Genomic DNA, 20,998 nt, shown 5'->3' on the forward strand with positions numbered 1-20,998 from the left:
GGTTGGTGATCTTGATCGCGTCCAGGCGCAGGAGCGAGATTGGTCTGTTGGCGGTGACCATCAGCGAGCGGCCGAGATGGCGTCGCGTTCGGCCAAGGCGAACAGCGGATCCAGCGATTTGTAGAAGAAAGTGTTGAATTCCAGCCTTTTGTTCAAGGCGCAGTTTAAGGGCTTCCCGCCAATCTCATTTGCTGGCGCTATCAGATAGTCGAGGATCGTCTGGTTATCCGGGCTCATGCGGATGGCCACTTTCACGTCCGCAGCGGTACCCCGTTCCGCAGAGGCCACCCAATGAGGATAGCCATATGGCGTGGCCCGACAGCGACCCATCGCAATGGCTACGGTGAATTCATCGTTGACGCGAAGCACGCCGAGAGCACTCTGACGCACCGCAGATCCGCCCGCCCGCTCGATGGTCGCTATTGTCGTTTGGACGACTTCTTCGAAGACCTCACGAAGCCGCCTTCTGATATCAAGAAACCGATAGTTCTGAGACGGATCGTATCCAACGAGCTTGTAGGCTCGCAGCAGACTGCCGAATTTTTTCCTGTAGCGGCTGCTCGGCGGACAGTCAGCCGCCGCGTCAATCATCGGGCCTGAAAGGGTACCGCGCCTCTTCAGAAGTTGGGCGAGCACAACCAACATCTGATCGTTGCTCATCTTAGATGAGCGGGCGTCGGCTATGGCTTGAGCCCGGTCGAAAAGCTTGCGGTCCACAATGGGTTCAAAGGCGCCGTCGGCGCGGACCAATCGGGTCGTATCGTTGGTCACCTTCCTTTGCTTGAGTTTGAAAGACTGCCGATTCCAGACGTTGTTGCCCACGTATTTTTCGTTGCTGAGTATTTGATGAATGGATTCGCGTTTCCACGATCGATTGAGATCGGTGACCACTCCCTTGGCATTCAACGACCGCGCAATCTGCAGCTCGGTCCGACCAGCCATCACGTATTCATCATAGATCCAGCGCACCGTCGCGATTTCATCAGGTGGTCCAGGCACGAGGATGACCCGATCCGTCTGGAGGCTCTTGTACTCTTTGAGAGCGAGCATGGTCTTTGTGCGCCCATGCTGGTCGATGAGCCGGCGCCTCAGGCCCAGGCCGGACGACCCTCCCTGCCGGTATCCCATTTGAATGAGCCTGCACTGGCCGGCAAACACCTTGACCGACAACACCCGACTGTGCTCGGCCGCCATCGTGCGCTTTATCGCCTTGAGCAGGTCTGATCCGATGCTGCCATCGTTGGTAAACTGTTCGCCACAATATTCAATTCGCACGCCGGCAACGCGACACCGATACTCGTACGACGCACTCTCATCGGGGTTCGGGAATCGCCCCCAGCGACTCACGTCGTAGACGATGACGATTTCGAAATCCGCGTTCTTCGTTTCGACATCCGCCAACAGCCTTTGCAGGCCGGCGCGACCTTCAAGGTTCAAGCCGCTGCGACCGGGGTCCTCGTATGTGGCCACAATGTCGTAGTTCATCGCATCCGCGAATTCACGGATTGCATCCTTCTGATTGTCGATCGAGTAGCTCTGGTGGTCAGTGGACATTCGCACGTATTGAGCTGCGCGCACGCGCTGTGCGTCTACAGCAGGTCGACGGACTGTGTGCGCCTGTTCCATCCTTCAACGCCTACAAGGCAGATTGAACGTCCGCTTGAACCGGCAACGCTAGCGGTATGAGGCTTCAATCCCGTTACACATTGATCGACACTTTGTATCGAATGAGACTTGTCGCCATAAAAACGAGAAGCTCGGAAAATAGCAGGCAGGGCTTCTATCAACACCCGAGAAACCATGTCTTTTATCGTGAGGGCTCGTGCCCCCGTTCCGCCGCATTGCGGCCGCACGGGACGAACCATAGGGATTTCAGGCCTTCAAGGGAGACTTCACATGAACTTTCACAAAGTCATAGCCGCCGTGCTGATGACCGCAGCACTGGCAGGGTGCGCGCAGACCGAAGGCCAGCAGCGGGCCGGAACTGGCGCTCTGATCGGCGGCGCCGGCGGCGCCCTTGTCGGTCAGGCCATCGGTGGCAACACCGAAAGCACGCTCATCGGCGCCGCCGGCGGCGCCCTGCTCGGCGCCGTCGTCGGCTCGGCCACTACGCCGCAACGGCGCGGCGAACAGATGTGCCGCTACCAGGACCGCCGCGGCCGCATCTACACGGCGCCGTGCGACGACAGGTACTACAACGGCGATTATTAAGCAGAGGGTAGTCTGCCCATCCCTTATCCTAAGTGGGCAATGGGAACAGAAGCTCTACTGTGGGGCGGTGGCCCTGCTCGTACATTTTTTCTGATCGCGCCGCCGGCGGCGGCGCTACGTTGTCATCTTTTGCCCATAACATAGTGCTACCAGCAAGGACGGCGGGTTTCTGGAGGTCGTTATGACTGAGAGCCTTGCCGGCACCCTGAAGAATCGTGGCAAACAGGCAGCCAAGCGGCTGCTTGGCTATGATTCGCGCAACTGGCTGCGTATCCGCCAGATCGAGGCGTTCACGCTCTTTCTCGAAGCCGGCAACCGCAAGGCCGCCGACGTGATCGAGATCTCGCCCGGCTGGAACCGCTATTGGCGGGCAATGTGCCCCAATTACCGCTCGGTCGATTTCCCCGCCTTCGACATCTGCAGGGATCGCACCGACGAGCAATATTCGATCGTCATCGCCGACCAGGTGCTGGAACATGTGCGGCGGCCGCACGCGGCAGTGCAAAACATCCACGCCATGACCCGGCCCGGCGGCTGGGCGATGGTGGCAACACCTTTCCTGTTTCGCGTCCACGCCAGGCCGCACGACTACAACCGATGGACCCCGGCCGGCCTCAAGCAGCTGATGGTCGAGGGCGGCTTCGCGGAAGCCAACGTCAAGGTCCACGGCTGGGGCAACAAGGCCTGCGCCAGGGCCCATATCGGCGGCCCCGTCCGCGCCTACGGCCTGTGGCGGGATCTGAGCAATGACGAGGAATACCCGCTGATGGTCTGGGCGTTTGCGAAGAAGGCGTGAGTGGCGGAAGTCCCGCTCCATCGTGGTGACGGCCAGGGAGTCTCGCTGGACACTTGACCGGATCCGCCGCCAGTGACCTACTTCGACTTCGAGGAGGCGTTCGCGAATGGACATTCGAACCACATTGACGGAGCTGTGCGAGGCCTTCAACGCGCACGACCTCGGTCGCATCATGGCGTTCTTTGCCGACGACTGCGTTCTGGAGATGCCAAGGGGAGCCGAGCCTTGGGGAACGCGCTTCGAGGGCAAGCGCAGCGTACGAGACGCGCTTGCGAGACGATTTGAGGGTTTGCCCGATGTGCATTATGGCAATGGGCAGCACTTTGCGGACGAGGCTGCCAACACCGGCATGTCGAAATGGACCCTCACCGGCACCACCCGCGAGGGCGTAAGAAAGGAAGTTCGAGGTTGCGATTTCTACACATTTCGTGACGGAAAGGTGATCCGCAAGGACTCATACTGGAAGATCGTGGAGTAGGGGTTGGCACTCTTGTCTGATCTTTTCGTTGTCCCGCATTCCAAAGCAGGTGGATTACGCGATGCGCGTTTGCATCGCTGCACTCGCCGACGAAATGCCAACCCCGAAAATCCCGAAACGCATTCAAAGTAGCTGCCAAGATGAACCCATGTCGTCATGCCTGTTTGGTCTCCCAGGCCAAGCGAACGCTATTCCATGTCCGGCACGTCGCCACCTACAAACAGAGTTGTCGGCTCGCCATACTCACCCACCGAAGGGTTACCCTCGCGCGACCACGCAATGACGCCAGCATGCTTGCCGCCAGTCTCCTCGCAGTGCGTATCGCTCTGCCCAGTCGGCTGCCATGCCGGTTTGCAGGTCGCCGGTCTCATGACCGTCGAAGGCCGTGACCACGATCAGCCTGGTGCTTTGTGTTGGGAGAGTAAACTATTTGACCTGGAGGGTGTCTTTCCGCTGGACCAACAGCCGGTTGAAGTTGAGCGGCGCAGGGGGAAGAATCTCCGTCATCTCGAATAGAGGCACAGGGCCTTCCGGCTCCGGTGCTTTCTGCTTGGCCTTCAGGTCCGTGATCTCCTCGTCGCGCCGCGCAATCCGGCTTTCCAGATTGGCAATGCGCTCCGCAAGAAAATAGCGCCCCACGGCAAATCCGCCGCCGCCGAACAACGCGGCAGACGTAGCAAAGGCCAGCGGGTTAGCCGCCACCAGCGAAGAGTTGCTTTGAATGAAAGCGATAAGGTCATGCATGGCTAAAAAGCTCTCCTCTCACGCCGAGGACAATTCAACCAGCCGACGGGTCGCGCGAGGGATCGTCATACCAAGTCGCACCCGATCAGTATTGGGCAACTTCGCCCTCCGGCCTGGCCCTGCCGTGCGGAGCGCCGCGAGTGTGTCAGCACAAGCTTCCTCAGATGTCTCGTTCCATTCATCCCACTATCGTCGCCGTAGGGCGGCGGGGCTGGATCAGTTTGCGACGTTCACGCCAGTCATCCCACGACAGGGCCCGTATCATCATAGCCAATGGAGACTATCCCCGGATGCCTGTGGGCTATGGCGAGTATCTGAGTCTCTAGTTCGCAGTTGTAGGTCATTAACGCCTTCACGGTCTCAAGCGGGCTATCGTAGCGAGCGATAAGCTTCACGGCTTCATAGTGCAGTTCGGCTTTGGCATCGGCCTCCGGGTACATCGTTCCCATCGCGGTTCCTCCTTGCGCTGCATACGGGTGATGCAGTGAGCAGCATCAAGTCGCTCCTTTGGCGAGGCAGAGTGTCATGATGTGTCCATTCGCAATGACTCCGAATATATGGCCATAGTGAACAAAAAGGGAACAAAATGTCAAGGACGACCTGAGTCGGAGAGGACTTCTATTTTGGACATGCCCCGGGTAAAAGGCCCCCCGCGCTTAGCAAATCCTGTGTCGAGCACATGAGGTCGGGCTGCTCGTCCGCGTCTGCGTCAACGGCAGCATCACCTGTGGGCCGAGCAAGCACGGTTGCCGCGCGCATGTGGCGGCAACGGCTGCTCGATTCGTAGATCAGGTTAAGAACGCGGCGAGGCCGCAGCCGGCTGCTGGTCGAGAAGAACACCTCGACGGGCATGCCGCGGCGCCAGGGTCAGTCCTTTGAGTCTGGTAAGTTCCGCGCGCGGCAAATCGACGTGCACCTTCCGATCCGGAGTGCGCAATGCCCGACCGTCTGAAGGGCCACTCAAATTTTCTGACCCAGTCGAGGTGGAGGCTATCATAGTTGATTGTTGCTGCCGGTGACCTGGCGTAATCAAAGGCTCACGTAGCTTTCCAACAGAGGACGGTATGTTGTATCCAGGTCGATTTTTAGAACCGAGCGACATTGTGATGCTTGCCCGTGTTTGTGAGACGGTCTGCAAAGAGCGCGGCGTACCTGTTGCTTCGCGGGCGGGAGAGCGCACGGCTGCGCACGTACTCAGGCTGTTCATGAACGGCTTGAGTGGGGAGAATGAGCTGCTCGATGCTGAGAGGAACTGGGCTCGACGGAGTGATCTGGCTTTCGAGAAGGCTGCTGTCAGCTACGATGACACAAGAGAGGCCGCGTGATTAGCTTCCTGAGAATCGAAGTAGCGAAGAAAACCGCTCGCTCCACGCGACGAGCCCCAGAGGCACCCTCTGGATAGAGCAGGGTGTTGCTGCGGCATTCTTAAGGTGAGGTAAAGCTTCCGCACGCAGCCCGATTCGTGGGCGATCGGCTCTGTTGGAATTTGGTGGTGAGACTAAGGACAATCGACGCGTAGTGTGTTCCGGGCGATCTTCCAGGCGGACTCGACATGCCGCCGCGCTGCTGCTTCCGCCGCTTCCGGCTTGTGTGCGCGGATCGCATCCATTATCTCGTTCATCTCGGCGATCGCCGCTTCGCGGCGGTTGGTCGAGACGATTGTCATCGAACGAAGCTGGTTGATGCGGACATTCAGCCCGGAGACGATTTCCCAGGCGACACGCTTGTCGGCGGCCTCGAACAGTGCCTCGTAGAATTTGGTCGTCGCCCGCATCACCGCAGGCGGCGTCGCCGACGCCCACGCATCGAACAAATCCGCCAGCGCCCCTTCGAGCGTTGCCAACTGCTCGCCGGTGGCCGACAGGGCACAGGCTCGGGCCGCGATGCCTTCAAGCAGAGCCCGAAGCTCGTAGATCTCGTCGGTACGGCCGAGGTCCGGCCTGGCGACGGCCGGCCCATGCCCAGGGATCATCTGCACGAGCCCCTCTGCCTCCAGCTGCCGCAGTACCTCACGCACGACGGAACGGCTGACGCCGAGCTGGTCGCAAAGCGGCCGTTCGACAAGCCTTTCGCCAGGCTGGAAATGGAAATCCATGATCGCTTCGCGCATGCGCTCCAGCGCCAGCGTCCTCAAGGTCTTGGAGCTGCGGTCGATGCGAAGCGTGTCGTCTGGCATGCATGCCTCCTGCGCCGCTACGAAAACAGATTCGATGCCCGGTTGACAAGGTACTTGGCGCTCCATAGCATGGTATACCATAAGATGATAGCGGGATTGGATGTCCCGAGGCACCACCTACCCAAGGAATTCCATGCAGCCCGCCATTCGTAAGATCGTTACCTATACCGAGAACACGCTGATCGAAGGCGGCAAGGCCGCCCCCCGGCCGCTGCGCCTTATCGGCGTCGCAGCGGTGCTGACCAATCCCTGGGCCGGTCGCGGCTTCACCGACGATCTGTCGCCCCAAATCCGAGCCTGTGCGCCGGTGCTGGGAGAGATCCTGACCCATGAGATCGTTGCCGCCGCCGGTTCCGGCGAGGCTATCGAGGGCTATGGCAAGGCCGCCATCTGCGGTACGTCGGGCGAGATCGAGCATGCGTCGGCGTTGATCCATACGCTGCACTTCGGCAACCACTATCGGCGTGCCGTAAGCGCCAAGACCTACCTTGCCTTCACCAATCTGCGCGGCGGGCCCAACACCCCGATCATCATTCCGCTGATGGACAAAAATGACGAAGGGCGGCGCTCGCATTACCTCACCGTGCATTTCCAGATCGGCGATGCACCGGCGCCCGACGAGCTGGTTGTGGCGCTCGGCGCCTCGATCGGCGGCCGCCCGCATCATCGAATCGGCGACCGCTACCAGGACCTCAAAGAGCTTGGGGACGTGCATGGCTGACGCTTCCGCATCGGCATGGGCTCGACGGGGTGCGGCGCCCGACGGCACCGGCTTCATCCGTGTCGGCGCGGGCGCACCGGTGCTTTTTATTCATGGCGTTGGTATGAACGCCGCGATCTGGCAGCCGCAGATCGAGCGGATGTCCGATAGCTTCGACGTCATCGCCATCGACATGCTCGGCCACGGTCAGTCGCCGCTGCCGCCGCAGAACCCAGAACTCGCCGACTATGCTGATCAGGCCATTCGCCTGCTCGACCATCTCGGCCTCGACAAAGTATCCGTCATCGGCCACTCGATGGGCGCGCTCGTTGCCCAGGAACTCGCGCTACGCGCAGCCGAGCGCGTCCGCCGCATCGTCTCGCTGAATGCCGTGTTCCGGCGGCCACCTGAACTGGCCGAAGCTGTTCGCCAGCGCGCGGTGGCGCTTACCGGCAAGAGTGGGGTGACCGGCACGGCACAGACCATTGCCCGTTGGTTCGGAGATCCGGTGCCGGTCGAGCTCGAGGCGGCTGCACGGAAGACGGCCGCCGTACTGGGTGCCGTCGACCCGGAAGGTTATGCTCGCACCTATCGCCTGTTCGCTCGTGCCGACAGCGACCACGCTGACCGCCTGCCGAGGCTAGCCGTACCGGCCCTGTTCATGACCGGTTCCGAGGACAGGAATTCTTCGCCGGCAATGTCGGCCGCGATGGCGCGGCTGGCGCCGCATGGCCGCTGCACAGTGCTCTCAGGCGAGCGGCATATGATGGCGGTGGCGGATCCCGGCCTGACGACGCGCCATATCGTCGACTTCCTCAAAGAAGGCGAAGCGATCGAGCAAGACAGCGCTGCCGCGGCGAACACCGGGTTCGACGGCAGCGAGTTCCGCCGTGCGCTGGGTTCCTTCCTCACCGGCGTCACCATCGTCACCACCATCGGGCCCGAAGGCGAGCCGCGCGGCTTCACCGCCAACTCCTTCACCTCGGTGTCGCTCGATCCACCTTTGGTGCTGGTCTGCATCGCTCATAAGGCGGTTGGCCATCCTGTCTTTGCGACATCGAAAAGCTTCGCCATCAACGTCCTCAACGAGGATCAGAAGGCAGCGTCCGGCATATTCGCCTCGAAAGCGGCCGACAAGTTCGCCGCCGTTGCCTGGAGACCGGGACGAACGGGCAGCCCCGTGCTGGACGGCTCCGTCGCATCCTTCGACTGCGACATGGAGCGGCTGGTCAATGCCGGTGATCATTCAATCCTCATTGGCCGCGTCCGCGATTTCGAGCACAATTCCGCGCAGCCGCTCGGCTATTGCCGCGGCGCGTATGTCGCGCCCGGCCTCAGCCAGGACGCGCTGGCAGCCACCCAGCCCGGCACCGATGTCGGCGCCATCCTCGAGAATGGCGGCCGAATCCTGTTCCTGGAGACGGCGGATGGTTTTGAACTGCCGCGCGGTCGAGGTCTGGGTGCGGCTGGCGATGGGAAAAGCCTGCGAGGGGTGCTTGCCGCGAGGGCCATCGAGGCCAAGCTGGGCTTCCTTTTCGCCGTCTGGGACGATGCCAGAGATGTTTCGCGCACACATGTCTACTATCGCGGCACGTTCGACGTGCCCGCTTCCAGCGATCGCGGCATCAGGCTGGTCGAGATCCACGCGATCGAGGAGTTGAAGATCGCCGATCCGGCGATCCGCTCGATGCTCGCACGCTATGTCAAGGAATGCTCAGTGGATGCATTCGGCGTCTATGTCGGCAACGATGTCGAAGGCGAGGTCCGGCCGCTCGCCAGGACCGCCGGTTCCACAGCACCCACCACAGGTGACCAGCGATGAAATTCTCGCTCTTCGTGCACATGGAACGGTCGGACTTGGCCAAGCCGCATTCCGAGCTTGTGACCGAGCTCGAGGAGCTGGTCCTGATGGCCGAACAGGCAGGGTTCGAGACCGCCTGGATCGGCGAGCATCACGGCATGGAATTCACCATCTCGCCCAATCCCTTCATCAACATCGCCTATCTCGCGGCCAAAACCAGCCACATCCGCCTTGGCACTGGAACCGTGATCGCGCCCTTCTGGCATCCGATCAAGCTTGCCGGCGAAGCCGCGATGGCCGACGTCATCAGTGGCGGCCGGCTCGACATCGGCATTGCGCGCGGCGCCTACAGCTATGAATATCAGCGTATCTTCCCGGGGCTCGACGCCTGGGGCGCCGGCCAGCGCATGCGCGAGATCATACCGGCGATCCGCGGCCTCTGGGACGGCGACTTCGAACTCTCCGGCGAGTTCTGGCAATTCCCGCCGACCACCTCCTCGCCCAAGCCGCTGCAGAAACCCTACCCGCCGATCTGGGTGGCGGCCCGCGACCCGAATTCGCACGATTTCGCTGTCGCCAATGGCTGCAAGGTCCAGGTGACGCCGCTGGCTTCCGGCGACGAGGAGGTGACGAGCCTGATGCAGCGCTTCAACGCCGCATGCGCCGCGCATCCCGAGATCGAACGGCCGGAAATCATGCTTTTGATGCACACCTTCGTCGCCGAAGACGCGGCCGACGCCGATCGCCTCACGCAGGACCTGTCGACTTTCTATTGCCAGTTCGGCGCCTGGTTCCAGAACAAGAAGCCGGTGCATCAAGGCGTTTTAGAGCTGCTGACGCCGGACGAGATCGCGGCCATGCCACAATACGCGCCCGACAAGATCAGGCAGAACCTGGTGATTGGCGAGGCCGATGAGGTCATCGCCCGGCTGAAGGACTATGAGGCGCTCGGCTACGACCAGTATTCGATCTGGATCGACAGCGGCCTTTCGCACAAGCGCAAGATGAAATCGCTGCAACTGTTCATCGACCGGGTGATGCCGGCCTTCCTCTGATCGCGAGCCCATGACCGACGCCCTCTTCAGGAACTTCATCGACGGCCGCTTCGACGAACCGTCCGCCACTTTCGACAGCGTCGACCCGTCGACCGGGGCGGCCTGGGCGAAGATGCCGGCGGCGAGCGAAGCCGATGTCGACCGTGCCGTCGAGGCGGCGCACCGCGCACTGCGCTCAGACCTATGGCGAAGGATGACGGCGACGGCGCGTGGCAAGCTGCTGGTCAAGCTCGGCGACCTCGTCGCCGCCAATGCCGGGCGCCTTGCCGAGCTCGAGACACGAGACACCGGCAAGATCATCCGCGAGACCCGCGCCCAGATCGCCTATGTCGGCGACTACTACCGCTATTATGGCGGACTGGCCGACAAGCACGAAGGCGCGCATGTGCCGATCGACAAGCCCGATCTCGACGTCACCATCCGTCGCGAGCCGATTGGCGTCGTTGCCGCGGTGGTGCCGTGGAACTCACAGCTCTTCCTCTCGGCCGTCAAGCTCGGCCCGGCGCTCGCCGCCGGCTGCACCATCGTGCTTAAGGCTTCCGAGGACGGCCCGGCGCCGCTGCTCGCCTTTGCCGAACTGGTCCAGCAGGCCGGCTTCCCCTCAGGCGTCGTCAACATCCTCACCGGCTTTGGCCAGGAGTGCGGCCGGCGCCTGACCAGCCATCCGCTGGTTTCGCGCGTCGCCTTCACCGGCGGTCCATCGACGGCGCGCGCCATCGTAAGGAACACGGCGGAGAACCTTGCCTACACCACTCTGGAACTCGGCGGCAAAAGCCCGGTCGTCGTCTTCGCCGACGCCGACCTCGACAGCGCCGCCAACGCGGTGGTCGCCGGCATTTTCGCCGCGACCGGCCAGAGCTGCGTCGCCGGGTCACGGTTGCTGATCGAGCGCTCGGTAAAAGATGAATTCCTCGTACGGCTGAGGCGCAAGGCCGAAGCGATCCGAGTCGGCGACCCACAGGATCCGGCCACAGAAATGGGGCCGCTCGCCACGCTGCGCCAGCGCGACTGGATCGAGAAGGTGGTCGCGGAGAGCCTTGCCGCGGGCGGCAGACTGGTCACCGGTGGAACGCGGCCAACCGGGGACGGCTTCTACTACGCGCCGACTATCATCGACGCCGGCGGCAGCGACCTGCCTTGCGTGCGGGAGGAATTGTTCGGGCCGGTGCTCAGCGTGCTTGCCTTCGACAGCGAGGCGCAGGCACTGGCGCTCGCCAACGATACGCCGTTCGGCCTGGCTTCGGGCGTGTTCACCAGCAATCTCGGCAAGGCGCATCGCATGGCGCGTGACATCCATGCCGGTGTTGTCTGGGTCAACACCTATCGCGCCGTATCGCCGCTCGTTCCCTTTGGCGGTTACGGCCTGTCGGGTCTCGGCCGCGAAGGCGGGCTCGACGCCATCCGAGATTACACGCGCTCGAAATCCGTCTGGATCAAGACGTCGGACGAGCCGATCCCGGATCCCTTCGTCATGCGCTGAGAGCGTGGGGCGCAGGTGCACTGAGAAAAACAAGAACAGACCAACAGAGGAGAATATCATGAAACTGATCCTGACCGGCTTGCTGGCCGGACTGCTCGCCGCCACCGCTGCCAAGGCCGATGAAATGGCCTTCACAAGTTGGGGTGGCACCACGCAAGAGGCGCAGACGAAATCCTGGGCGGCCCTCTTCGAGGCCAGCTCCGGCATCAAGGTCCTGCAAGACGGACCAACCGACTACGGCAAGCTCAAGGCCATGGTCGATGCCGGCAACGTCACCTGGGATGTGGTCGACGTGGAGATGGACTTCGCCATCAAGGCCGCCAAGGACGGGCTGCTGGAGCCGATCGACTATGCGGTCGTACCCAAGGCCGATCTCGACCCGCGCTTCAGCAATGAGCATGCCGTCGGCAGCTTCTACTATTCCTTCGTGCTTGCTTGGAACAAGGGCGCCGTTCCGGGCGAACCGACCGGCTGGGCCGACATGTTCGACACCAAGAAATTTCCCGGCAAGCGGACCTTCTACAAATGGTCGGCCCCCGGCGTCATCGAGATCGCGCTGCTGGCCGACGGCGTGCCCGCGGACAAGCTCTATCCGCTCGACCTCGACCGGGCCTTCAAGAAACTCGACACCATCAAGTCCGATATCGTCTGGTGGAGCGGCGGTGCTGAATCGCAGCAGCTGATTGCCTCCGGCGAGGCCGCTTTCGGCCAGTTGTGGAACGGTCGCGTCTTCGCCCTGCAGCAGGATGGCACCGATGTCGGTGTTGCCTGGAACCAGAACCTCACCGCCGCCGACGTGCTCGTCGTGCCGAAGGGCGCCAAGAACAAGGGCAGCGCGATGAAGTTCCTCGCTGCCGCCACCAGCCCGACCGGCCAGGCGAAATTCGCCGAGGCGAGCGGCTATGCGCCGATCAATACCAAGGCCAAGGCTGAGATGCCCGCCGATGCCGTCAAAGCACTCCCCGATGCCCATGTTGAGGGACAGATCAACCTCGACATGAACTACTGGGCCGAGCATCGAGACGAGATCGCCACGCGCTGGTATGCCTGGCAGACCAAGTAACGCCGTTGCAGGTGACGGGCGCGCGGCTTGCGCGCCCCGTTTCGGGACAGGACCGCTCGATGCAAGGAATTTCTTTCAGACGCAGCTCAGTCGCCGGCCTGCCGGCCGGCAGCGGCAGCGCCTTGCCGGCTCTGCTGCTGGTTGGCCTGTTCTTCATCATGCCGGTGGTGGCCCTGCTGCTGCGCAGCGTAACCGATCCTGAACCGGGCCTGCAGAACTACGCGACCCTGTTCGGCAGCGGCACCTATGTGCGGGTGTTCCTCAACACTTTCCTGGTCGCATCGGTCGTAACCGCCGTCACCATCCTGATGGCCTTTCCCGTTGCCTGGATGCTGGCGATCATGCCGCCGGCCATGGGATCGATCGTCTTCGGCATCATCGTGCTGTCGATGTGGACCAACCTTCTCACCCGCACCTATGCATGGATGGTGCTGCTGCAGCGTACGGGGGTGATCAACCGGGCACTGATGGGGCTCGGCATCATCCACGAGCCGCTGCCGCTTATCAACAATCTGGCCGGGGTCACCATCGGCATGGTCTACATCATGCTGCCCTTCATGATCCTGCCGCTGGTGGGCACTTTGCGCGCCATCGACCCTATGACGCTGCGCGCCGCCGCCCTTTGCGGCGCAAGCCCGTTCGAGGCCTTCCGCCGCATCCTCTTGCCGCTGTCTCTTCCGGGCGTCGCCGCCGGCGGTCTGATGGTCTTCGTCATGTCGCTCGGCTACTTCGTCACGCCGGCCCTGCTCGGCGGCACATCGAACATGATGCTGGCAGAGATGATCGCCCAGACGGTGCAGTCGCTACTCAACTGGGGGCTCGGCAGTGCGGCCGCCTTCGTCCTGCTTGTCGTCACCATGGCGCTCTACGCGATCCAGCTTCGCCTGGTTGGTGCCAGGCGCGCCGGGGGAGGGATCTGACATGCTGCTCGACTATGAACGGCTCGGATGGCTGCGGGTGGCGCTTGTCGGCTTCACGGCGGCCGTCGCGGCATTCCTGCTGCTGCCGGTGGTCTTCATCGTGCTCCTGTCGTTCGGTTCGTCGCGCTGGCTGGCCTTTCCACCACCCGGCTGGACGCTGAGATGGTATCAGCAATTGCTGGGCGACCCGACCTGGATCGATGCCGCGCTGACCAGTGCCCGAATTGCCGCCATGGCCGCTATGCTGGCCGTCATAATCGGCCTGTTCGCCTCCTTCAGCCTGGTCAGGGGGGAGTTCCGCGGACGCCAGGTCCTGCGCGGATTGCTGTTGACGCCGATGGTGCTGCCGGTCGTCGTTTTCGCCATCGCCATCTATGCTTTCTTCCTGCGCATCGGCCTTGCCGGCACCACGGTCGGCTTCGTCATCGCCCACACCATCCTGGCGCTTCCTTTCGCCATCATCCCGATCACCGCGGCGCTCGAAGGTTTCGATAAATCCATCGAGGATGCAGCCATCGTCTGCGGCGCAAGTCCGTTTCAGGCGCGGCTGAGGATCACCTTGCCGTCGATCAGGATCGGCATCTTCTCGGCGGCGATCTTCTCGTTCCTGGCCTCGTGGGATGAGGTCGTGGTGGCGATCTTCATGGCAAGCCCGACCTTGCAGACCTTGCCGGTTAAGATCTGGGGCAGCCTGCGCGCAGACCTCAGCCCGGTCGTCGCCGCCGCCTCGAGCCTGCTGGTTGGCCTGACGTTTTGCCTGATGATTGTGACCGCACTCCTTCGCAGAAAATTATCCAGATGACCCGGTCCTTCCTGTCCATACGCGCGCTAAGAAAGACGTTCGGCGCCTTCGTCGCCGTCCACGACGTGACCATCGATGTGCCTAAAGGTGAATTCCTGACGTTCCTCGGCCCGTCCGGCTCCGGCAAGTCGACGACGCTCTACGCCATTGCCGGTTTCCAGGATCCGAGCTCAGGCGATGTGCTTTTGGAGGACATGTCGCTGCTTTCGGTGCCGTCGCACAAGCGCAACATCGGCATGGTGTTCCAGCGCTACACGCTGTTTCCGCATCTGAGCGTCGCCGAGAATGTCGCCTTTCCGCTGCGCGTGCGCCGCCGGCACGATGCTGAGATCAAGCGCAAGGTTGCCGACATGCTGGCGCTGGTGCGTCTCGAAAACTTCGCCGACCGCCATCCGGGCGCGCTATCTGGCGGCCAGCAGCAGCGCGTGGCGCTTGCCCGCGCGCTCGCCTACGACCCGCCGATCCTTTTGATGGACGAGCCGCTATCGGCGCTTGACAAAAAGCTGCGCCAGGAAATCCAGGCCGAGATCCGCCGCATCCACCGGGAGACAGGCGTCACCATCCTCTATGTCACGCACGATCAGGAGGAGGCGCTGCACCTATCCGATCGAATCGCGCTGTTCAGGGAAGGCCGCATCGAACAGATCGGCACCGGCGAGGATCTTTACCTCCGGCCGGCGAGCGAATTTGTTGCCGGCTTCATCGGCAACTCGAATTTTCTGCCGGCTGAGCATTTGCAAACCGCGCGTGGCGTATCCACGATCCGCCTGGCCGAGGGCTCAATCGTGACCGGTATCAAAACGACAACGTCCTTCGGCCAGGGTCAGAGGGTCCGGCTGATGGTGCGCCCGGAAGCCTTCCGCCTCGCGCCTGGCCCCACGAGCGCGGCGCTTGCCGTCGAGATCATCGATACGGCGTTCTTCGGCGACCGCCGGCGCGTCGTGGCGCGCACGGCCGCCGGCGAGGAAATCGATGTCAGGCCAACCTCTGACGCCGAGGGAGCAGACAGCCCCGCAACATCAGGCAAGCGCATCTTTTTTGATCCCGGCTCGGCCTTCTTGTTTCCGGCCTGAAGGGCCGGATTGGTCAGGTCAAGTCGACGTCTGTCAAGTTCCGAAGAACCGCTTCTTAAAATCCGTGTCTGAACGCTGCCGATCCGCTCCTGGCTCAATGCCGCAACCGTTCGGGCTGTTGTGGCTCTGCTTTGATCTTGACTAATTAACTGTCTTGCAAACACGGACGTTGCGCTTCCTCGCGCATAGAGTTAATAATCTCCTAATATAAGCGTATTCTAAATCTCGTGCTCGCGAGTTTGGATGACGCAATTGGGGTAGGGAGAACGGGCGCGGCTGCCAAAGCCGTCGCAGCCACAGTTATTGAGCCATCATCCGCCCGCGAACGGTCCGCTTAAGCCGGCTGTTCGTAGCGCGGTGGCTCGTCTGGATGGCTCTGCCAATTGATGCCTGCCCGAATTCGCATGCCGGTCCGCGCTATTCTTCATCTGGTGGCAGCGGAACGTGCCGGACCGTCAATAGAACAGATTTGGGGCGTCTGTTCTTAAACAAAGGGGGGTTGAAAATGGCTACTCAGGTCACCGGTGCCGGCGGCACCACGACGTCGTTCTCGAACACGCCGCAAGCGAAGGACGATCTTCTTGCCTTTTCGGAAGATGCCACTGGCGTCTTGATCCTGAATGTATTGGCGAACGATCTGGGAGGAGCGGCCACACAGCTGTATTCTATCGACAACGCAGACAGTCTTACGACAGCGACGAAGATATACGCACCGACAGATCTACTGGCGCGCGACATCACATACTCAAGTGATAGTGCAGCGCTCGCCGCGCTCCCAGCGACCGCCAATACGAGCTTTCTAGGCGCTCGCATCTGGATAAGCGCCGATGGTACGATCCACTACAACAAGGCAGATATCGACGCCCAGGTGCAGGCACTTGGGCAGGGGCAGATTCTCACCGACAGAGTGACCTACGCCATTCAACTCGGCAATGGCACGCTAAGCTGGGCCACGGCTACCATTCAGTTCACCGGCATCAACGACGCCGCGGTGATTACTGTCAATGGTGCCGAAGACACCTCGGTGACGGAAAAAAGCGGTGTCGCCAACGGCACGCCAGGCGACGCGACGGCCTCCGGCGACCTCGATGCGACCGATGTCGACAGCTCGGCGCTGTTTACCGTGCAGTCCGGCGTGGCCAAGACCTATGGCACCTTCTCGATCGATGCCAACGGCACCTGGAGCTATACGCTCGACGACAACAACGCGGTCGTCCAGGCGCTCAACAGCACCGGGGCGAACACAACGCTGCATGAACTGGTGACGGTTACGACCGCCGACGGCACCCAGAAGGTGATCGACATCACCATTCATGGCGCCAATGATGCCGCGGTGATCACTGTCAATGGTGCCGAAGACACCTCGGTGACGGAAAGGAGCGGTGTCGCCAACGGCACGCCAGGCGATGCCACGGCTGCGGGCGATCTCAATGCGACCGATGTCGATAACGCGGCTACCTTTAACGTGCAGTTCGCCGTCGCCAAGACTTATGGCACCTTCTCGATCGATGCCAACGGCACCTGGAGCTATACGCTCGACGACAACAACGCGGCCGTTCAGGCGCTCAACAGCACTGGGGCGAACACCACGCTGCATGAACTGGTGACGGTCACGACCGCCGACGGCACGACCAAGGACATCGTCATCTCGATCAACGGCGCCAACGACGCGGCGGTGATCACCGGCGATGCCAGCGGCTCGCTGACCGAAGCCTCCGGCGTTGCCAACGCCACGGCCGGCACCTCGCCGGCGACCGGCGATCTCAATGCGACCGATGTCGACAATACGGCGACCTTCAACACCCAGGCCGCCGTCGCCAAGACCTATGGCACGTTCTCCATGGACGTGAACGGCGCTTGGAGCTACACCCTGGACGACGCCAACGCGGCCGTTCAGGCGCTCAACAGCACCGGAGCGAACACCACTCTGCACGAACTGGTGACGGTCACCACCCTCGACGGCACACAGAAGGTGATCGACATCACCATCCACGGCGCCAACGACGCGGCGGTGCTATCGTCTGCCTCGGCCAACCTGACCGAGACCAACTCGGCAGCAGATATCTCGACTTCCGGCACACTGACCATCTCGGACGTCGACAGCCCCGCAACCTTCGTCGCCCAGGCCGCCACCGCCGGTACCTACGGCACCTTCGCCATTAATGCGGCTGGTGCGTGGACCTACACGGCAAGCTCGGCCCATGACGAGTTCGTCGCCGGCCAGCACTATACCGAAAACTTCGATGTGGTCAGCGCCGACGGCACCCACACGTCGGTCGCCATCGACGTCCTCGGCACCGCCGATGCCCCGCCGCGCTTTGCTCCGACGGACATTCAGCTCACACCGAGCACTACGACGGACAATGTGACTTTCAGTTCGTTCCAGTTCACGGGAACACTGTCCGCAACCGATGCAGATCCCGGCGGCTTCGTCTACAGCATCACCTCGCAATCGGACCCTGGACTGTTTTCGATCGCCGGCAACACATTGAGCTCGGGAGATCTCTCGCCGAGCAAGGCGTATTCCATAACCGTGCAGTCAACGCAGGTCGGCGATCCGGTCGGGCCTGCTTACCAGTATTCCGAAACTTTCCAGGTCATCACCGGCAGCAATGGCAACTCAAGCGACAATCTCAGCAGCCCCGTAGGCGGCGACGATATACTCTACGGCAATGGCGGGGCGGACCAGATCTTTGGCCTGGCCGGCAATGACACGCTGTTAGGCCAAGGCGCTAATGATACCCTGTCCGGCGGCGACGGCAATGACCGGCTGGTCGGTGGTGCCGGCGCCGACACGCTTAGCGGCGGTCTGGGCGCCGACACATTCTATTACGGATCAGCCGTTGCGGATTCTGCGCCGGGTGCCGGCAGTTTCGACACCATCACCGACTTCGTGCATGGGGTCGACAAGATCGACCTGTCCTCAATCGACGCCAGCGGAGCCGCCGGTGATCAGGCGTTCCTGTTCGGAGGGCAGAATGTGAATACCGTCGCCAGCAGTATCACGTGGTCGGAAAGTGGCGGCAACACAATCGTCCGTGCGGACGTAACCGGCAACACAGGCGCCGATTTCCAGATCACGCTGACCGGTACCGGGCTCGGACTGACGGCGAGCGACTTCGTGCTTTGAAACCAGGAGGTGAGTCGCTTTGCGGCTCACCTCGTTGCTCGATGTGATTGGGCCTCCGCGTTAAGGTTTACGACGGGACTACCGACGGGCCGCGTGGCCGGCTGAAGGATCGGGGATAGTATCGGCATACAGGTGGACAGGGGGGCGGTTCTCCGCTGGGTATTTGAGTCTCGAAAGAAAATCGCAGATTGTGAAGGACGCCCTTCTGGCGTGCCGTCATTATTTCCTGATCGCGGCAGGCTTCAGCCTGGCGATCAACCTGCTCTATCTCGCCTCGCCGCTCTATATGCTGCAGATCTACGACCGTGTTGTGACCAGCGGTAGCCAGACTACGCTGGTAATGCTTACCATCGCGCTCCTGGCGGCGTTCCTTGCGCTGGCAGGTCTCGACCTCATGCGTGCCACGATCCTGACCCGGGCTAGCGTACGCCTCGACCGGTTGCTGTCCGCGAGGATCGTGGCCGCGTCGGTCGAAACCACGCAGTCGGGCTCCTCTCAGAGCCAGCCAGTGCGTGACTTTGACACGTTCCGGCAGGTCATAACTGGCATGGGCATCAATGCGCTGTTCGACCTGCCATGGTCGCCCATCTACATCGCCATCATCTTCCTGCTGCACCCCTGGCTCGGCTTCTTTGCGCTCGGCTCGTCGCTGCTGCTCGTCACCATGGCGGTGCTCAACGAATATCTGGTGCGCGCCCCGCTCAAGCAGGCCAACGACTTGGCGACGGCCAACTACAATTTCACCGATATGAGCCTGAGGAACTCGGAAGTCATTCGCGCCATGGGCATGATCGAAGGCCTCATCGGCCGCTGGGGACGCGACCGCAGCTTGGCGCTTCAACGCCAGACGCAAGCCAGCGACCGCGCCGCCTTGATGTCGGGGATGATCAAGTTCCTTCGCTTGACCATGCAGTCGCTGATCCTCGGCCTCGGCGCCTATCTGGTGATCGAACGGCAGACCACAGCCGGCTCGATGTTCGCGGCCAGCATATTGCTGGGCAGAGGACTGCAGCCCGTCGAACAGATCGTTGGCCTCTGGCGCAGCCTGATCCTGGCGCGGGCGGCGCTGGCGAGGGTTCACAAACTGGTCGACGGGGGCACGCAGAACGCAAGATCGTTCAACCTGCCGAAGCCAACCGGCAAGATTTCGGTCGAGCAGATCAGCTTTGCAATTGCCAGCCAGCAGAAAGTGCTGCTCCGGGACGTATCATTCCGGCTGGACGCAGGCGAGGCGCTGGGAATTGTCGGCCCGTCCGGCGCCGGCAAGTCAACGCTGGCTCGTCATCTCGCGGGCGTCATGCAACCCAGCCGCGGCACCGTCAGGCTGGACGGCGCCGATCTGTCGCATTGGGGACACGACGCGCTTGGTGACCACATCGGCTACCTGCCGCAGGATATCGAACTCTTCTCCGATACGGTCGCCGCCAACATCGGCCGCTTCAAGACCAATGTCGACCAGGAGGTCATCGAGGCCGCGCGGCTCGCCGGCGTGCACGAGATGATCATCCGCCTGCCGCAAGGCTATGAGACCCAGATTGGCGAAGGCGGCGCAGTGCTGTCGGGAGGATATAGGCAACGGATCGCTCTTGCTCGTGCGGTGTTCGGAACGCCGAACCTGATTATTCTTGATGAGCCGAGCTCCAATCTGGACGCCGATGGCGACCGCGCGCTGAGCGAGTGTGCGATCGAGCTCAAACGCCGGGGCAGCACGGTGATCATCGTCTCGCACCGGCCCTCGACCCTGGCGAATGTCGACAAGATCCTTCTGTTGCGCGATGGCGCGGTCGAGGCCTTCGGCATGAGAAACGAGATCGTGGCGCTGCTCAACCAGCGCGCGGCTCCAATGGCGGTGGTAACGCAATGAGCCGTGTTTGGAGAGAGCGATGAGCGACGGCGCCCTTACCTACCGAAGCCTGCCCGGGGAAACCGGCATCCTCGCTCCGGATTCGATCCGGGTGCCAGCCTATATCGGCCTGCTGATCATCGTTGCCTTCTTCGGTATCTTCGGCGGCTGGGCAGCCTTTGCCCCACTGAACGGCGCCGTGCTCGCCGACGCCATCGTCAAGGTGGAAGGCAATCGCAAGAGCGTACAGCACTTCGACGGCGGAACGGTGAAGGAAATCCGCGTCAAGGATGGCGACGTCGTCAGGAAGGGCGACATAATGCTGAAGCTGGACGACACCATGATACGATCCGAGTTCAATCTCTATGCCCAGCAATATGCGCTGCTGCGTGCAACCGATGCCAGGATTCGGGCCGAACTGGATGGCAGCGAGGCTGTTGCCTTTCCCAAGGACATCCTCAAGGAGCACGAGGCCTACCTCAGGGATGCGATGGCAAACCAGATCGCCGACCTGGAAAGCCAGCGCGCCTCGATGGCCGGCGCCAGGCAGATTCTCGAGCGGCGGATCGCCGAGCTCGAGGAGCAGATCCAGGGCAAGCAGGCTCGGGTCCAATCCTACCAGGCCCAGATGCAATCGACGATCGACGAGAAGGCCAGCCTGTCAAAGCTGCTCAAGGCTGGATTGACGACCCGCCCGCGCATTCTGGAATTGGAAAGATCGGCCTC

The 20,998-nt window shown here is 62.0% G+C and carries 18 protein-coding genes; 14 read left to right on the top strand and 4 right to left on the bottom strand.

Annotated elements, in window-relative coordinates:
• Positions 1-60 precede the first annotated feature (60 nt).
• Positions 61-1,626: a recombinase family protein gene (locus EN893_RS00970; RefSeq protein ID WP_236383537.1), complete on the bottom strand. Its 1,566-nt coding sequence runs from the start codon at positions 1,624-1,626 to the stop codon at positions 61-63.
• Positions 1,627-1,896: 270 nt separating this feature from the next.
• On the opposite strand from EN893_RS00970, the gene EN893_RS00975 reads away from it, so the two are divergent.
• From EN893_RS00975 to EN893_RS00985, 3 genes are all read left to right on the top strand, one after another.
• A complete protein-coding gene (locus EN893_RS00975) occupies positions 1,897-2,211 on the top strand; it encodes a YMGG-like glycine zipper-containing protein (protein ID WP_127266853.1) in 315 nt (104 codons plus the stop codon).
• 181 nt (positions 2,212-2,392) lie between these two features.
• Positions 2,393-3,007, top strand: a complete 615-nt coding sequence (locus EN893_RS00980; protein ID WP_127266854.1) for a methyltransferase domain-containing protein — start codon at positions 2,393-2,395, stop codon at positions 3,005-3,007.
• 106 nt (positions 3,008-3,113) lie between these two features.
• Positions 3,114-3,485 carry a nuclear transport factor 2 family protein gene (locus EN893_RS00985; RefSeq protein WP_127266855.1) on the top strand — a complete coding sequence of 124 codons (372 nt, stop codon included), beginning with the start codon at positions 3,114-3,116 and terminating at the stop codon, positions 3,483-3,485.
• Between the two features lie 426 nt (positions 3,486-3,911).
• Here the strand turns inward: EN893_RS00985 and EN893_RS00995 are convergent, their stop codons facing one another.
• From EN893_RS00995 to EN893_RS01010, 3 genes are all read right to left on the bottom strand, one after another.
• On the bottom strand, positions 3,912-4,229 hold the full coding sequence (locus tag EN893_RS00995; protein WP_164748840.1) for a hypothetical protein: 318 nt from the start codon (positions 4,227-4,229) through the stop codon (positions 3,912-3,914).
• 239 nt (positions 4,230-4,468) lie between these two features.
• Positions 4,469-4,678 (bottom strand): hypothetical protein, encoded by a 210-nt coding sequence (locus EN893_RS01000; RefSeq protein WP_127268586.1) that lies wholly within the window; start codon positions 4,676-4,678, stop codon positions 4,469-4,471.
• A gap of 1,049 nt (positions 4,679-5,727) precedes the next feature.
• Positions 5,728-6,405, bottom strand: coding sequence for a GntR family transcriptional regulator (locus tag EN893_RS01010; protein ID WP_127268588.1), 678 nt, complete (start codon positions 6,403-6,405; stop codon positions 5,728-5,730).
• A 133-nt stretch (positions 6,406-6,538) separates the two neighbouring features.
• On the opposite strand from EN893_RS01010, the gene EN893_RS01015 reads away from it, so the two are divergent.
• The 11 genes from EN893_RS01015 to EN893_RS01065 all read left to right on the top strand — a co-directional run.
• On the top strand, positions 6,539-7,126 hold the full coding sequence (locus tag EN893_RS01015) for an amino acid synthesis family protein (RefSeq protein ID WP_127268589.1): 588 nt from the start codon (positions 6,539-6,541) through the stop codon (positions 7,124-7,126).
• Positions 7,119-8,927: an alpha/beta fold hydrolase gene (locus EN893_RS39845; protein ID WP_127268590.1), complete on the top strand. Its 1,809-nt coding sequence runs from the start codon at positions 7,119-7,121 to the stop codon at positions 8,925-8,927. Before EN893_RS01015 ends, EN893_RS39845 begins: the two co-directional genes overlap by 8 nt.
• Positions 8,924-9,961: an LLM class flavin-dependent oxidoreductase gene (locus EN893_RS01025; protein WP_127268591.1), complete on the top strand. Its 1,038-nt coding sequence runs from the start codon at positions 8,924-8,926 to the stop codon at positions 9,959-9,961. The genes EN893_RS39845 and EN893_RS01025 overlap by 4 nt, the downstream gene beginning before the upstream one ends.
• Positions 9,962-9,971: 10 nt before the next feature.
• Positions 9,972-11,441 carry an aldehyde dehydrogenase gene (locus EN893_RS01030; RefSeq protein ID WP_127272063.1) on the top strand — a complete coding sequence of 490 codons (1,470 nt, stop codon included), beginning with the start codon at positions 9,972-9,974 and terminating at the stop codon, positions 11,439-11,441.
• A gap of 58 nt (positions 11,442-11,499) precedes the next feature.
• Entirely contained in the window at positions 11,500-12,504 is a 1,005-nt protein-coding gene (locus EN893_RS01035; RefSeq protein ID WP_127270212.1) for an ABC transporter substrate-binding protein, read from the top strand.
• A gap of 59 nt (positions 12,505-12,563) precedes the next feature.
• A complete protein-coding gene (locus EN893_RS01040; protein ID WP_127270214.1) occupies positions 12,564-13,424 on the top strand; it encodes an ABC transporter permease in 861 nt (286 codons plus the stop codon).
• A 1-nt stretch (position 13,425) separates the two neighbouring features.
• A complete protein-coding gene (locus EN893_RS01045; RefSeq protein ID WP_127270216.1) occupies positions 13,426-14,226 on the top strand; it encodes an ABC transporter permease in 801 nt (266 codons plus the stop codon).
• Positions 14,223-15,299 carry an ABC transporter ATP-binding protein gene (locus EN893_RS01050; RefSeq protein ID WP_127272069.1) on the top strand — a complete coding sequence of 359 codons (1,077 nt, stop codon included), beginning with the start codon at positions 14,223-14,225 and terminating at the stop codon, positions 15,297-15,299. Before EN893_RS01045 ends, EN893_RS01050 begins: the two co-directional genes overlap by 4 nt.
• Before the next feature lie 505 nt (positions 15,300-15,804).
• On the top strand, positions 15,805-18,429 hold the full coding sequence (locus EN893_RS01055; protein WP_164751035.1) for a VCBS domain-containing protein: 2,625 nt from the start codon (positions 15,805-15,807) through the stop codon (positions 18,427-18,429).
• Between the two features lie 190 nt (positions 18,430-18,619).
• A complete protein-coding gene (locus tag EN893_RS01060) occupies positions 18,620-20,293 on the top strand; it encodes a type I secretion system permease/ATPase (protein WP_236383531.1) in 1,674 nt (557 codons plus the stop codon).
• 19 nt (positions 20,294-20,312) lie between these two features.
• The coding region (locus tag EN893_RS01065) for a biotin/lipoyl-binding protein (RefSeq protein WP_128361376.1) at positions 20,313-20,998 on the top strand (686 nt) is incomplete at its 3' end.

The sequence above is a fragment of the Mesorhizobium sp. M7A.F.Ca.CA.004.04.2.1 genome, from assembly GCF_004022825.1.
Classification (GTDB): Bacteria; Pseudomonadota; Alphaproteobacteria; order Rhizobiales; family Rhizobiaceae; genus Mesorhizobium.